General features: G+C 58.0%; 12 protein-coding genes. 10 read left to right on the top strand and 2 right to left on the bottom strand.

Annotated features, from left to right (window positions below; all coding sequences use genetic code 11):
- Positions 1 to 4: 4 nt before the first annotated feature.
- The 7 genes from KW837_RS11420 (at position 5) to KW837_RS11390 (ending at position 7,277) form a co-directional block, all read left to right on the top strand.
- Positions 5 to 295 carry a cytochrome c5 family protein gene (locus KW837_RS11420; protein ID WP_038980343.1) on the top strand — a complete coding sequence of 97 codons (291 nt, stop codon included), beginning with the start codon at positions 5 to 7 and terminating at the stop codon, positions 293 to 295.
- Positions 296 to 341: 46 nt separating this feature from the next.
- Complete coding sequence (locus KW837_RS11415; protein ID WP_123500513.1) at positions 342 to 953, top strand: cytochrome c; 612 nt, start codon at positions 342 to 344, stop codon at positions 951 to 953.
- Positions 954 to 1,151: 198 nt separating this feature from the next.
- Positions 1,152 to 1,793 carry a thiol:disulfide interchange protein DsbA/DsbL gene (locus KW837_RS11410; protein ID WP_192345219.1) on the top strand — a complete coding sequence of 214 codons (642 nt, stop codon included), beginning with the start codon at positions 1,152 to 1,154 and terminating at the stop codon, positions 1,791 to 1,793.
- 14 nt (positions 1,794 to 1,807) lie between these two features.
- Positions 1,808 to 2,668 (top strand): endonuclease/exonuclease/phosphatase family protein, encoded by an 861-nt coding sequence (locus KW837_RS11405; RefSeq protein ID WP_218395771.1) that lies wholly within the window; start codon positions 1,808 to 1,810, stop codon positions 2,666 to 2,668.
- A complete protein-coding gene (locus tag KW837_RS11400) occupies positions 2,669 to 4,702 on the top strand; it encodes a GGDEF domain-containing protein (protein ID WP_218395769.1) in 2,034 nt (677 codons plus the stop codon).
- A 105-nt stretch (positions 4,703 to 4,807) separates the two neighbouring features.
- Positions 4,808 to 5,587: an N-acetylmuramoyl-L-alanine amidase gene (locus KW837_RS11395; protein ID WP_123500505.1), complete on the top strand. Its 780-nt coding sequence runs from the start codon at positions 4,808 to 4,810 to the stop codon at positions 5,585 to 5,587.
- 73 nt (positions 5,588 to 5,660) lie between these two features.
- On the top strand, positions 5,661 to 7,277 hold the full coding sequence (locus KW837_RS11390; RefSeq protein WP_192345216.1) for an EAL domain-containing protein: 1,617 nt from the start codon (positions 5,661 to 5,663) through the stop codon (positions 7,275 to 7,277).
- A gap of 12 nt (positions 7,278 to 7,289) precedes the next feature.
- Here KW837_RS11390 and KW837_RS11385 read toward each other — a convergent pair whose 3' ends face one another.
- Positions 7,290 to 9,080 (bottom strand): ATP-binding protein, encoded by a 1,791-nt coding sequence (locus KW837_RS11385; protein WP_218395767.1) that lies wholly within the window; start codon positions 9,078 to 9,080, stop codon positions 7,290 to 7,292.
- 10 nt (positions 9,081 to 9,090) lie between these two features.
- The gene (gene algB / locus KW837_RS11380) at positions 9,091 to 10,437 is read right to left on the bottom strand and encodes a sigma-54-dependent response regulator transcription factor AlgB (RefSeq protein WP_008076269.1); all 1,347 of its coding nucleotides are present in this window, start codon (positions 10,435 to 10,437) and stop codon (positions 9,091 to 9,093) included.
- 434 nt (positions 10,438 to 10,871) lie between these two features.
- Between algB and KW837_RS11375 the strand changes: the two genes are divergently transcribed.
- The 3 genes from KW837_RS11375 (at position 10,872) to gltP (ending at position 13,503) form a co-directional block, all read left to right on the top strand.
- A complete protein-coding gene (locus tag KW837_RS11375) occupies positions 10,872 to 11,156 on the top strand; it encodes a hypothetical protein (protein ID WP_123500498.1) in 285 nt (94 codons plus the stop codon).
- Between the two features lie 81 nt (positions 11,157 to 11,237).
- Positions 11,238 to 11,402, top strand: coding sequence for a DUF1328 domain-containing protein (locus KW837_RS11370; protein ID WP_003177151.1), 165 nt, complete (start codon positions 11,238 to 11,240; stop codon positions 11,400 to 11,402).
- A 769-nt stretch (positions 11,403 to 12,171) separates the two neighbouring features.
- Positions 12,172 to 13,503, top strand: coding sequence for a glutamate/aspartate:proton symporter GltP (gene gltP / locus KW837_RS11365; protein ID WP_123500496.1), 1,332 nt, complete (start codon positions 12,172 to 12,174; stop codon positions 13,501 to 13,503).
- Positions 13,504 to 13,516: the final 13 nt, after the last annotated feature.

The following is a 13,516-nucleotide window of genomic DNA, read 5'->3' as shown; positions in this document are numbered from 1 at the left end:
TTTTATGACGAAATGGCTGCTAGCTGCCGGTGTCTTGATGCCGCTTTACAGCGCTCAGGCTACACAGGATCCGGAAGCTGTGTACAACCGTGTTTGTGGTGCCTGTCATTCCGGCCAACTACCCATGGCGCCCCGCAAGGGCGATCAGGAAGCTTGGACGCCGAGGTTGGCGAAAGGTATGGAGACGCTGGTGCAACACGTGACCCAGGGTTTCAAGGCGATGCCGCCGCGTGGTTTGTGCATGGACTGCAGTGCCGAGGATTACCGAGCCATCATCCACTGGATGAGCGAGTAAACCCGGCCCATAACTCTTTAACCCTTAGCCGTAGTTGGATTAGCTGATGAACAAACTGATCGTGAGTCTGCTGTTGACCGTGGGGATCTCCGGCATTGCCCATGCTGCAGGTGATGCAGCCGCCGGCCAGGCGAAAGCCGCCGTATGCGGTGCCTGCCATGGCCCGGACGGCAATAGCATGGCGCCTAACTTTCCGAAACTGGCGGGCCAGGGCGAGCGTTATCTGAACAAACAGCTGCACGACATCAAGTCCGGCAAGCGCACGGTGCTGGAAATGACCGGCCTGCTGACCAACCTGAGCGATCAGGACCTGGCCGATATCTCCGCCTACTTCGCCAGCCAGAAAGGCAGCGTCGGTGCCGCCGATCCGAAAGTCGTGGCGCGCGGTGAAGCGTTGTTCCGTGGTGGCGACCTGGCCAAGGGTCTGCCAGCCTGCACCGGCTGCCACTCTCCGGACGGCAAGGGCAACGCAGCTGCGGGCTTCCCGCATCTGGGCGGCCAGCATGCTCAGTACGTCGGCAAGCAACTGACCGACTTCAGGAAAGAAGAAGGTGGCCGGACCAACGACGGCGATACCAAACCGATGCAGAGCATCGCTAAAAAGCTGAGCGACGAAGATATCGCCGCAGTCTCCAGCTATATTCAAGGCTTGCACTGAGACTGATCGAACAAGCGTTGCTGGAGATGTACATCTCTTGCAACGTTAACACTCGATTAATCCGTCGATGCAAACATAAAAAGGGTGGCTTTGGCTGCCCTTTTTTGTGGCCGCTGCCGTTACACTACAAACTCAAGCCCGCCAGGATCTGTCTGAAAACAGGTCGCGCGAGGCGACCCAATTGTCCAGGAGTAAAGCATGCGTAATCTGATCATCAGCGCCGCGCTCGTCGCTGCCAGCCTGTTCGGCATGACTGCCCAAGCCGCCGAAAAACCTGCAGCGCCCTATGTCGAGCTGAGCAATCCGGTCCCGGTGGCCGTGCCTGGCAAGATCGAAGTCGTGGAGCTGTTCTGGTACGGTTGCCCCCATTGCTATGCCTTCGAACCCGTCATTAACCCATGGGTTGAAAAACTGCCTTCCGACGTGAACTTCGTGCGCATTCCGGCCATGTTTGGCGGCCCTTGGGACGCACACGGCCAGATGTTCCTGACCCTTGAAGCCATGGGCGTCGAAAGCAAGGTTCACGCGGCAGTTTTCGAAGCGATTCAGAAAGAACACAAGAAACTGACCGACAAAGAAGACATGGCGGACTTCCTGGCGACCCAAGGTGTAGACAAGGACAAGTTCCTGGCCACCTTCGACTCCTTCGCCATCAAGGGCCAGATCAACAAAGCCAAAGAACTTGCGAAGAAATATGAAATCTCCGGCGTGCCTACCATGATCGTCAACGGCAAGTATCGCTTTGACATCGGCTCTGCTGGTGGTGCCGAACAAGCGCTGAAACTGGCCGACCAACTGGTTGCCAAAGAGCGAGCGGCAACCAAGGCCGTCGCCAACTAAGCGCGGCACCTGCCATGCGCCGCTGGGGAACTGAACGCATCGTTGGCCTGCATCATCCGCAGGTCAACGAGCATCACCTGGAATCGACGGGGTTGCCCGTGGACAGCCGTCTGCGTTTGCTCAGTTTCAATATCCAGGTTGGTATCAGTACCGAGCGCTATCGGCACTATCTGACCCGCGGCTGGCAGCATCTGTTGCCGCACACCGGGCGTGCCGACAATCTGCAAAAAATCGGTAATCTGCTGGGCGACTTCGATCTGGTCGCCTTGCAGGAAGCCGATGGGGGCAGTCTGCGATCAGGTTACATCAATCAGGTCGAACACCTGGCGCAGCTCGGCGCCTTCCCCTACTGGTATCAACAACTCAATCGCAACCTCGGTCATCTCGGTCAGCACAGCAATGGTGTACTCAGCCGACTGCGCCCGTGGGCGATTGAAGATCATCCACTGCCGGGACCCAAGGGTCGCGGGGCCATTCTGGTGCGCTTCGGCGAAGGTCCGGAGGCACTCGTGGTGGTGATGATGCACCTGGCGCTGGGCGCTCGAGCCCGTAGCCTGCAACTGGCCTACATCCGCGAGCTGATTGGCGGTTATAAACACCAGGTGCTGATGGGCGACATGAATACCCATGCCAGTGACTTGCTGCAAAACTCCCCGTTGCGTGATCTAGGCCTGCTCGCGCCGCAACTGGAAGCGACCTTTCCCAGCTGGCGCCCGCAGCGTTGCCTGGACCATATTCTGCTCAGCCCCACCCTGACCCTTGAAAAGGTCGAAGTGCTGGCACAGCCCATTTCCGATCACCTGCCGGTCGCGGTAGAGATTCGTCTGCCGGGTTCGCTCACGGCCGATGCATTGCCCGCGTTGAGTCCTGCCTGAATGAGCGACGAAGCACAGCGCTGGAAAGAGAAATACCTCAAAAGCATCGAACAACAGGAAAAGCTCGAACGTCGATGGGACGCCCGGCTTGATCTGTTGCGTCGCGGGCTGGTGCGCAGCACCCTGGCCGCGGAAGGAACCGATCGCGCCGTTGATCAATGCATGAAGGAAATGCGTGAAGTCGTACGCACCGATGACATGGACGCCGGCCTGGCTGCCTTGCTGCCACGCCTGGAAAGAGCCGTGCTCGACTCCGAGCAGCGCCGGGAAACCCGGGTCAATCAAGTCAGTGCCGCCCTGACAGCGCTGGTCTCTCAGTTGCAAGCGTTGCCGCTGCCCCGGGAAGTGAGCCGGCCACTGAAGCATTTCGCCAAGCAACTGGACGGACGCGTAAGCCAGGCTCGCGAAATCCCGTTGCTGCTTAGCGAGCTGAGCGGCTTGCAAGGCAAAGCCTTGAACCTGCTGGAGAACCCTGCCGAACCTGACCGCCCGGGTTTTCTGCAGCGGTTGTTCAGCAGGGAAACGGAAGAGACCGCGCCACAGCTCGCCGTCCCCGAATCGCAAATGCCTGCCCCGCAACCTGTCGAACCGGTTGCAGCCTCGCCGGCCGAGCCCCCACAAGCGACGGTCAATCTCGCGCCAGCCGCCGATAAACCGCAAGGGGTATCGCCAACCGTCGAAGCTGCGATGCCCGCCGCTGCGCCTCCCGAGCCAGCGCAAATTGAGGCGCCCATAGCAATGGCGCCTGCGGCTGAAGTCGTGGCGTTTGAGCCACCCGTCCTTGAGCCAGAAGCTACGAGCAGCCAAGTGACGGAGCTACAAACCCGCCCCAATATCGAGCAATCACAAGAGCCGGTTCCGGCGATCGCCCTACCGGTCACTCAGGTTCTGTCGGCAATCAATCCCGATGAGCTCACTCCGGTGGCCATCGATCCAGAGCCGTCCGGGCACGATATTCTGTATGCCCTGCCGGACTCGCCGGAGCCCTCCTATAGCTCTGTCGCCAAGCACATCGAGGACACCCTGCTGGGCCTGCTCGATGACCTGGCGCTGCCTGAGCGCCATCGTCCGCAAGCCGAGGCGATGCGCGATCGTCTTCAAAATGGCTTGAACTGGTACGAACTGCTGCCCATTCTCGATGACCTGGCCACATTGATGCTGGCAATCACCGACAGCGGCCAGCACGAATTCGAAGCCTATTTGCAGCAACTCAACGAACGCCTCGAGTCATTCCAGAGCAACCTGCAAGCCGCGAGCGAAGGCCACGCTGACAACCGCTCGGCCGCGCGGGATATGGACACGCAGATTCGCGAGCAAGTCGACGGCTTGCAAAGCAGCATGCAGGAAGCGGCGGACCTTGATGATCTCAAGCATGTGCTGGAAAACCATCTCGAAGGCCTGCTCGGCACCATGGACCAACACCAGAAGCAGCGCGATGAGCGTGAGCAGGAAGTAGCGGCCCGTCTGCAATGCCTGGCCGAAAGGGTTGCCCACATGGAGCAGGAAGCCTTGGGCTACCGTGAGCATCTCGAAGAACAGCGTCAGAAGGCACTGATCGATCCACTGACGGGTCTACCGAATCGAGCAGCCTGGAGCGAACGCCTGGAGCACGAAATAGGTCAATGGCAACAACATGGCACTACCCTGTTGCTGGCAATGCTCGACCTCGACCATTTCAAACGCATCAACGACAACTATGGCCATCTGGCGGGCGACAAGGTGCTGAAAATCATCGCCAGTGTTCTACGCAAGCGTCTGCGTGGGTCTGATTTCATTGCCCGATTTGGCGGTGAGGAGTTTGTGCTATTGATGCCTGCCACACTACCTATGGTCGGCGCAAAACTACTGGAAACCTTGCGCGCATCGATCGAAGCCTGCCCGTTCCACTTCAAGGGTGAGCGAGTCACCATCACCATTTCCATGGGATTGACCGCCTTCAGACCGGGCGAACACAGCGATCTGGTACTTAAAAGAGCCGATCAGGCGCTATATCGGGCGAAAAACAATGGCCGGAATCGAGTAGAAGCGGGCTGATAGCTAATTGTTCCATTTTGTTTAAAACAGCATTTTTTGCCATCTGCGCGCAAGGCAATACCGTTACACTGTTGCATTATTGTCTTGCGTGTACTGCCTCCCACCATGAAATGTCTTGCTCTTATTGTCTCGCTGCTTCTATTGGCCGGTTGTGCCAGCGGCCCCCGAATCGATACCAGCCACCGTTCAGCCAATTACGACAATCGTATTCAGTTCGTGGTGATGCATTACACCTCCGCATCCCTGGAAACCTCACTGCAATTGCTGACCCATGGCGAGGTCAGCAGCCACTACCTGATTAGCGACGACAAGCGCGCCACTATTTATAAGCTGATCGATGAAAATTTCCGGGCCTGGCACGCAGGCGAAAGCGAATGGCAAGGCCGGACCTGGCTGAACTCCAGTTCCATTGGTATCGAGATCGTCAATCAGGGCTTTGAGGACACCCCGAACGGGCGTCTTTGGTATCCCTACAGCGAAGCCCAGATTCAGTCGATGATCTTCCTGCTCAAAGACATCAGTAAGCGCCAAGGCATCAGCCCCCGTCATATCATTGGCCATAGCGACATCGCACCGATGCGCAAACTCGACCCCGGCCCACTGTTTCCCTGGAAGCGCCTGGCGGCCGAAGGCCTGGGAATATGGCCGAACGAGCAGGCCGTGGCGCGGCAGCAAGCGCAGTTCGCGGTGCAATTACCCAGCATCAGTTGGTTTCAGGCGCAGCTCGCCCGCTTGGGCTATGCCACGCCGCAAACCGGCGAACTGGATGTAGCGACACGCAATGTGCTGGCGGCCTTCCAGCTGCATTTTCGCCCTTCCCGTTTCGATGGGACACCGGACGCCCAGACCGCGGCGATTCTTCAGGTGTTGAATCAGACAAAATAATGACGCCCGCCCGACGGTCAGCGCTTTTTCCAAATCAGCAGCTATAACTCATTGGTAATTCTTCGGATATTCCATGATGCCTGCTGCTCGGGAGAGACTGCATAGCTGGTTCTATCGCCCTTGGTTTTTGGCGATGCTGGCTACTGCCTTGAGCGCAACACTTCTAACGGTTGGCAGTTTGTTCGTGGCGATGAATCAGGTCGAGCACAACGAAAGCCAGGAAATGAATGCCCAGGGAGAACGCTTTCTGGTCCGGCTGGAGCAGCTGTTCGGGCAATTGCGCGAAAGCCTCGATGACCTGGAAGCCCAACCGCTGCGAGGTTGCGATGACGAAATGATCGCCACCCTGCAGCAGGTCAGCTTCAATTACCGCTTCGTTTATGAAGCCGCCTATATGGACACGTCGCGAATCTGCTCCAACCGCCCCCGCCAGGAAGGGGTATCGCTGATCCGACCGCCGGACATCAAGGGTCCCACCTACAGCTATTGGCTGAACACCACCACCGAACCCGATGAGAACCGCGCCGCACTGATGCTTGGGCGTGGCAATTTCCGGGTTGCGACGTCGCGTGGGCATTTGACCGACATGGTCGATCTGTCTCCGGGGAGCAGCCTGTTGGTGGTGCTCGACCATGGCACCCGGGCGATTCCGGTGCTTGGTGTCGCTCAGGCCTGGCCCCCCGCGGAGCCCTGGCCCCCGAAAAGCCCCGATGCGCTGCAAGTCACCCCTACCCGCCTGATTTACCGAATGCCCACTAACACCCCCGAATACCAACTGGTACTGATCACCCCACGTACCGGAATGCATGTACCGCCGGTATGGTGGTGGCTACTGCCGGCCAGCCTGGCGCTGAGTGCCTGTGTAGGCATTCTGGTGTTTTTGCTGGTACGCCAGCGTCAGTCGCTGGATGCCGAACTGCAAGGCGCTATGCGGCGAGGTGAGCTACAGGTGTTGTATCAACCGATCTTCGACCTCGACAGCCGCAACTGCGTCGGCGCTGAAGCCCTGCTGCGCTGGCGCAGGCCGGACGGCACGCTGACCAGTCCCGACCTGTTCATTCCGATGGCGGAGAATACCGGCCAGATTCGCCAGATGACCGACTTCGTATTACAGCGCCTGCTGGAACAGCTCGGGCAACTGTTGCGGTCCAATCCGCAGCTGTACATCTCGGTCAATCTGGCGGCCTGCGATGTCATGGTGCCGCGTATCGGTCAGGTGATGGCGCGTCTGCTGAGCATGCACCGGGTGGCGGCCAGGCAAATTGCCTTTGAAGTGACCGAGCGCGGATTGGTGGACGTGGTGGTGGCCAGAGAAAACCTGCAAGCCCTGCGGGATGTCGGGCATCAAGTGCTGATCGACGATTTTGGCACCGGCTATTGCAGCCTCGCCTACCTGCAGACCCTACCGGTGGACTGCCTGAAAATCGACAAGGCGTTTATCGACGCGCTGGGGCATGACGCCGCCAGCAGCGGCGTGGCACCGCACATCATTCGCATGGCTCAGGCCCTGCAACTCAAGGTGATTGCCGAAGGCATCGAACATGAAGCCCAAGCGGTGTTTCTGAGCAGCGAAGGGGTGAAATTCGGTCAGGGTTGGCTGTTCGCCCACGCCCTGAGCGCCGTGCAGTTCATCGAACTGATTACCCGTGGCCGCCGACTGACCACGCGACGCCAGGATGACGAAGCCTGAGAGGGCACCGGCTTATATCGCCAGCGCCATGTAGAACTGCGTCCCCTGCCCCGGCCGCGAATAGACACCCATCCGTCCGCCGTGCAACTGCACGATTTCCTTGCACAGCGCCAGACCCAGCCCGGCACCGCCCTTTTTGCGACCGACCTGAACGAAGGGCTCGAAGATCCGTCCCTGCTGGCCGTAGGCAATGCCTTCGCCGTTGTCCTCGACGCTGATAATCATCCGTTCACCATGGCGCCGGGCCTGCAAACGTATCAGTCCGTCGTGGGAGGTATGGCGCAAGGCGTTGTCGATCAGGTTGTCGAGCACCCGTTCCAGCTGCGCCTGATCGGCTTGCAACCGCGGCAACGGCCCCTGCACTTCCACCAGCAGTTCGATACCCTTCTCCTGCGCCAAGCGGGCAAAACGTGTCTGGGCCTGATCCAGCAAGTCTTCGATGGAGCATGGCGCCAAGGAGAGTTTTTGCAGGCCGTTTTGATAGCGAGAGAAATTCAGCAAGTCGTTGATCAACTGCATCAGGCGCTGCATTTCTTCGTTGACGGTGTCCAGTAGGTCAGCTTCGCGGGAGTCTTCGGCAAAATGCGTCCGCTCGCGGAACAGGCCGAATGCCATGTGCATCCCGGTAACCGGTGTGCGCAACTCATGGGAGGCGCGCAAGACGAACTCGCTGCGCACTCTTTCAAAGGCCCGCTGTTCGGTAACGTCATGCAACACCATCACGGCGCCGAGAATATGACCCTGGGTATGGCTGACCGGCGTCAGGCTATATGTCAGCAATCGCGACTCTCCATCGACTTCGATGCTCAGGTCGTCCGGCGCTCGTTCCAGCGTGCCACCGCGTAATACCAGTTGCAGTTGTTCATCCAGTTCGGGACGCTCAAGCGCTGTACCCAGCCCTTGGCCGAGACGATCGGTGTCCCAGCCTAACTGACGCTGAGCCACCGGGTTGAGGTGCTCGAGATGACCTTGACGATCAATGATCAGCAAACCGTCGTCGATGCTGTCGAGCACCGCTTGCAAGCGTTGCTGGCCGGCGAGCAGTTCGTCGATATTGGTAGCCTGGTGCTCACGCAAGGCCTCGGCCATGATGCCGAAACGCCGGGTCAGTTGGTTCATTTCCACCGCGGAGGAAATCGGCAGGGTCACTTCGAAATTACCCTGGCCGATGTTGTCAGCCGCTGCGGCCAAGGCCTCGATCGGAGCCCCGAACCGCCGGGCGATCGCATGGGCGGTAATGAAGCCGATGAACAACACCGCCACCCCGACCAACCCAAGCAGGCCGGCAATCAACAGTGCCCGCTCCCGGGCCTTGCGCTCGATCTCAGCGATGTTAGCCAGTGCGCGTTTTTGTTCAGAGATCAAACCGTTACGCAATGCGTTGAATTTTTCCGCAAGATTCCCGTCACCACCGACTACCTGGATAGGAGTACTGGAAAGATCAAAGGACTGCAGTAGGTTCTGATAATCAGCCTTGGCCTTTTTGAAACCATACTGGGCACCTTCGCTGGACGGTTCGCGAGCAATGCCTTCGTCAAACAATTCAAGGGAATGCTGTTTGGACGCCTCGAACGCCGCAGGATCCGGTTGCTCGTCGAGCATGATGATCAGTTGATCACCCAGGGCCTGACGCAGCTTCAATCCCAGATCCAGCGTGACGAAGTTGTCACGGATCAGGGCTTCCTGAGTCCCTGCCATCTGCATCACGCCAACCAGCCCGAGCAAGAGCCCAAGCAGCGCCACCGTAATCAGTGCGGAAATACTCAGAAACAGCCGGGTGCGCAACGTCATCGCCAGTTTCATCGGTTACGACTCACAAGTTGTACTGCTTGCGTTTGCGGTACAGGGTCGAGGCATCGATACCCAAGGTTTTGGCCGCCTGATCCAGCGTGTCGGCCGTGGCGAGAACCGCGCCAATGTGAGCTTTTTCCAATTCATCCAGGCTCAGCGCAGCACCGATTCGTGGCGTGTGGTTGGTCGGGGTTTCGGCCATGCCCAAGTGGCTGAGCTCTACCCGCTCCTGCGGACAAATAATGCTCGCGCGCTCCACCACGTTGCGCAGCTCGCGAATGTTGCCCGGCCAGCGGTAGCTGAGCAGCGCTTCGCGCGCCTCGTCGCTGAAACGCCGGGCTGGACGCGAGTATTCCTTGACGAAGCGCGCCAGGAAGCGGTCAGCCAGGTTCAAAATATCTTCCCTGCGCTCGCGAAGCGGCGGCAGGTGCAAGGTGATGACGTTGAGACGATAGAGCAAGTCCTCACGGAAACGACCATCGCGAACCATGTCTTCCAGGTTGAGGTTAGTGGCGGCGAGGATTCGCACGTCGGCGCGACGGGTTACCGGGTCGCCCACGCGTTCGTATTCCTTGTCCTGAATGAAACGCAGCAATTTTGGCTGTAAGGTCAGGGGAAAATCGCCGATCTCGTCGAGAAACAACGTTCCGCCGTCGGCCTGATTGACACGACCCAACGTGCTTTCGCTGGCACCGGTGAACGCCCCCCGGCTGTGGCCGAAAAGTTCGCTGTCCATTAGTTCGGCAGTCAGGGACGGGCAATTGATGGTGACGCAGGACTTCTTCTGGCGTTTGCTCCAGCCGTGAATGGCCCGTGACAGTTCACCTTTACCGGTGCCGGACTCGCCGAGAATCAGGATGTTGGCGTCAGTACTGGCAACCTGGCGTGCGGTTTCGAGCACCACTTTCATCGCCGGACTGTGGGAGTCCAGGCCCTCCTTGGGTTTTCGCACTTCACCTTCGAGGGCTTCCAGACGCGCCGAGAGCTGCCGAACTTCCAGTTGTTTGGCAGTGGCCAGACGCAACTGGTCGGGGCTGCAAGGTTTGACCAGATAGTCGGCGGCACCGGCCTGAATCGCATCCACGGCAGTGTCCACGGCCGAGTGAGCAGTGACGATCACCACCCGCATCCAGGGCGCCTGGATGCGCATCTGGGCCAGCACATCGAGCCCATTGTCTTCACCCAGGCGCAAATCGAGGAAGCACAGATCAAAAACCTGGCGCTGCAACAAGGCTTCAGCCTGAGCCGCGCTGGTCGCCGTAGCCACGCTATAGCCTTCGTCTTCGAGGCAATAGCGAAAGGTTCGAAGGATGGCGGACTCGTCGTCTACCAGCAGAATGCGGCCTTGATGCTCAGTGGCTGATTCCATGTTCCTACGCTCCTTTATTGTTGAAGTGGGTTATGCCCCGAAAAATCGGGCAAGTTGCATGATTGATTGTGGCCGATTTCAGCCATACCAGCGGTGCTATCTACTTCATAACAAGATAACCCGCTGATTTATTTAAATTTTTATTAATGCACCACTCTTCGGCAATTGCCTGCGTCCCTTTCTGACATCCGCGCCCTTCCTTCAATTCCAAAAATATTGAAAGTTTTGGCGAATCCATCGTGCATTACGCACGGCCTTGAATGGGCCATCGTGCAGGATGCGTCCAAACCCATTTCCACAAACCATGTAACCAATTGATTTTAATCAGATTAAACCTGACAAAAAGGTGGCATGCAGGCTGCAGGTATCTGAGTAATCAGGGCATTTAATCAATCAGTGCCCGCCAACCTACCCCTAGAGGGAGGAACTTCAGGATGAATCGCCAAGGTGCCGCTCAATTGCGTATCTCGCCATTGCATATCCAGCAAGGTTTGTTTGCCCTGCTGGCATTGTTGATCACCTTGATTGGCGGCCAGCAGTTCTTGCGCTGGGAACAGAGCCAGCAGCCAGAGACGCCGCACCTGTCGATTCCACACGCACCCCAAACCCATTTCAGCGCGGTCAGCAGCAACCTGGCTGACAGCGACTCGATGCGAATGATGGATGTCGACCAGGCCCAGCCTGTGGACGAGACGTCTCAGGAGCGTTGGGTGTTTTAAGTAAACGAACTTGGCGCGCTCAACGCGCCGGGATAAGCACCACAAGCAACACCTTTAAATAGAAGCGTAAGGAGAATCACCATGTTGAGCTGGGCAATCACATTCCTGATCATTGCCATCATCGCTGCAGTATTGGGCTTCGGTGGTATCGCGGGCACCGCCACGGGTATCGCCAAGATTCTCTTTGTCGTATTCCTGGTGATGTTCATTGCTTCCTTCTTCTTTGGCCGCCGCGGTCGAGGCTGAACATGAGCATTTCGTTAAAGACAATGGCAGCCGCCCTGCTTCTGGGCGGCAGTGCCAATTAAAAAAGATCCAGACGGGTATTGAGTTTCGAAACACGAAAGAGGCCACAGCGCCTTTTTCCACTGCGCTACCCGAGGACGGTAGACGCATGACCAAGGGGTCGGGACGTTCTGACTGTTTCAGGGTCGGAGTGACCTACGGGTACAGGGAGTACCTGCGCAAGGGCCGGGTCAGGCAAAGCTGCGACGCAAGTTCGCCGGGGCCAGAGCGGCTCGACGAACTTGCGGAGAGCTTCAACGTGCAAAACGTTGATCTAGAGCATTCAGCTCATCTGCTATTGGTGCATATTCCCCGCAAAACCGTTTCGCGGTGTTTCTTCGTGACCGTATATCGAGAAAGCTCCGACTTTCCCGATAAGAGAATTCGCAGCCAAACGTAGGCTTTTTCCTAAATTTCCGCTTATTTAAAAACCTTCGTCCTGCGCTGAAATGGCCGGCATACGGCACTTATGCCCGCCTGAATGTCGCATTCAAACCGGTTGGGACGCGGGTTTCAGTAAGAAAATCTCATGCCGATTCGGCATAGGGTAGGCGTTTACGGCATTAGACGGCGCTTCCCTGCATCGGAATAGTTGCGCCTTTTTCGCTGCCTGAGAGCTGTAAATGCTCGCTCGCGGGGACCTTATACGGGGGCCGATGCAAGATTTGTTCGCCATTGAGCGTTTCAGTTCATGCATCAGCCTGAGTCAAACGCAAGTAAGGGTAAAGATATGAAGAAGGCAAAGCTTAGCCTCGCCTGGCAGATCCTCATCGGTCTGGTTCTGGGGATAGCAATTGGTGCACTGCTCAACCATTTCAGTGCCGAAAAAGCCTGGTGGATCAGCAACGTGCTGCAACCGGCAGGCGATATCTTTATCCGTCTGATCAAGATGATCGTGATCCCGATCGTGATCTCCTCGCTGATCGTCGGCATTGCTGGCGTGGGTGACGCGAAGAAACTCGGTCGCATCGGTCTGAAGACCATCATTTACTTCGAGATCGTCACCACCATCGCCATTCTGGTCGGTCTGGTGCTGGCCAACGTGGTCCATCCGGGCAGCGGCATCGACATGAGCACCCTGGGGACGGTGGATATTTCCAAGTACCAGGCCACTGCCGCCGAAGTTCAGCATGAACATGCGTTCATCCAGACCATCCTCAACCTGATCCCGTCGAACATTTTCGCGGCCATGGCCCGCGGCGAGATGCTGCCGATCATCTTCTTCTCCGTGTTGTTCGGTCTCGGTCTGTCGAGCCTGCAATCGGACCTGCGCGAGCCGCTGGTGAAGATGTTCCAGGGCGTATCGGAAAGCATGTTCAAAGTCACCCACATGATCATGAACTACGCCCCGATCGGCGTGTTCGCATTGATCGCGGTGACCGTGGCCAACTTCGGCTTCGCCTCTTTGCTGCCGCTGGCCAAACTGGTCGTTCTGGTTTACTTCGCCATCGCCTTCTTCGCCTTCGTGGTGCTGGGCCTGATCGCTCGCCTGTTCGGCTTCTCGGTGATCAAGCTGATGCGCATCTTCAAGGATGAGCTGGTCCTGGCCTACTCCACCGCCAGTTCCGAAACCGTGCTGCCGCGCGTGATCGAGAAGATGGAAGCCTACGGCGCGCCGAAAGCCATTTGCAGCTTCGTGGTGCCGACCGGCTACTCGTTCAACCTCGACGGTTCGACGCTGTACCAAAGCATCGCGGCGATCTTCATCGCCCAGCTCTACGGCATCGACCTGTCGATCAGCCAACAGTTGCTGCTGGTGCTGACGCTGATGGTCACCTCCAAAGGCATCGCCGGCGTACCGGGTGTGTCCTTCGTGGTGCTGCTGGCGACTCTGGGCAGTGTCGGTATTCCGTTGGAAGGCTTGGCGTTCATTGCCGGTGTCGACCGCATCATGGACATGGCCCGTACCGCGCTGAACGTAATCGGTAACGCCTTGGCCGTGCTGGTCATCGCACGTTGGGAAGGCATGTACGACGACGCCAAGGGCGAGCGCTACTGGAACTCCCTGCCGCACTGGCGCAGCAAGGAAAAGTTGCCGGTTGGTGAAATTTCCAGCAACTGACACAAAAACCTGT

Source organism: Pseudomonas sp. PDM24, from assembly GCF_019218905.1.
Classification (GTDB): Bacteria; Pseudomonadota; Gammaproteobacteria; order Pseudomonadales; family Pseudomonadaceae; genus Aquipseudomonas.
This window is presented reverse-complemented; position numbering and strand designations above follow the sequence as displayed.

Excerpts from the sequence above, each read along its gene's own strand:
- KW837_RS11370 (WP_003177151.1), top strand. The coding sequence starts at position 11,238 with ATGTTGAGCTGGGCAATCACATTCCTGATCATTGCCATCATCGCTGCA.
- KW837_RS11415 (WP_123500513.1), top strand. The coding sequence starts at position 342 with ATGAACAAACTGATCGTGAGTCTGCTGTTGACCGTGGGGATCTCCGGC.
- KW837_RS11400 (WP_218395769.1), top strand. The coding sequence starts at position 2,669 with ATGAGCGACGAAGCACAGCGCTGGAAAGAGAAATACCTCAAAAGCATC.
- KW837_RS11395 (WP_123500505.1), top strand. The coding sequence starts at position 4,808 with ATGAAATGTCTTGCTCTTATTGTCTCGCTGCTTCTATTGGCCGGTTGT.
- KW837_RS11375 (WP_123500498.1), top strand. The coding sequence starts at position 10,872 with ATGAATCGCCAAGGTGCCGCTCAATTGCGTATCTCGCCATTGCATATC.
- KW837_RS11420 (WP_038980343.1), top strand. The coding sequence starts at position 5 with ATGACGAAATGGCTGCTAGCTGCCGGTGTCTTGATGCCGCTTTACAGC.
- algB (WP_008076269.1), bottom strand. The coding sequence starts at position 10,437 with ATGGAATCAGCCACTGAGCATCAAGGCCGCATTCTGCTGGTAGACGAC.
- KW837_RS11385 (WP_218395767.1), bottom strand. The coding sequence starts at position 9,080 with ATGAAACTGGCGATGACGTTGCGCACCCGGCTGTTTCTGAGTATTTCC.
- KW837_RS11405 (WP_218395771.1), top strand. The coding sequence starts at position 1,808 with ATGCGCCGCTGGGGAACTGAACGCATCGTTGGCCTGCATCATCCGCAG.
- KW837_RS11410 (WP_192345219.1), top strand. The coding sequence starts at position 1,152 with ATGCGTAATCTGATCATCAGCGCCGCGCTCGTCGCTGCCAGCCTGTTC.
- KW837_RS11390 (WP_192345216.1), top strand. The coding sequence starts at position 5,661 with ATGATGCCTGCTGCTCGGGAGAGACTGCATAGCTGGTTCTATCGCCCT.
- gltP (WP_123500496.1), top strand. The coding sequence starts at position 12,172 with ATGAAGAAGGCAAAGCTTAGCCTCGCCTGGCAGATCCTCATCGGTCTG.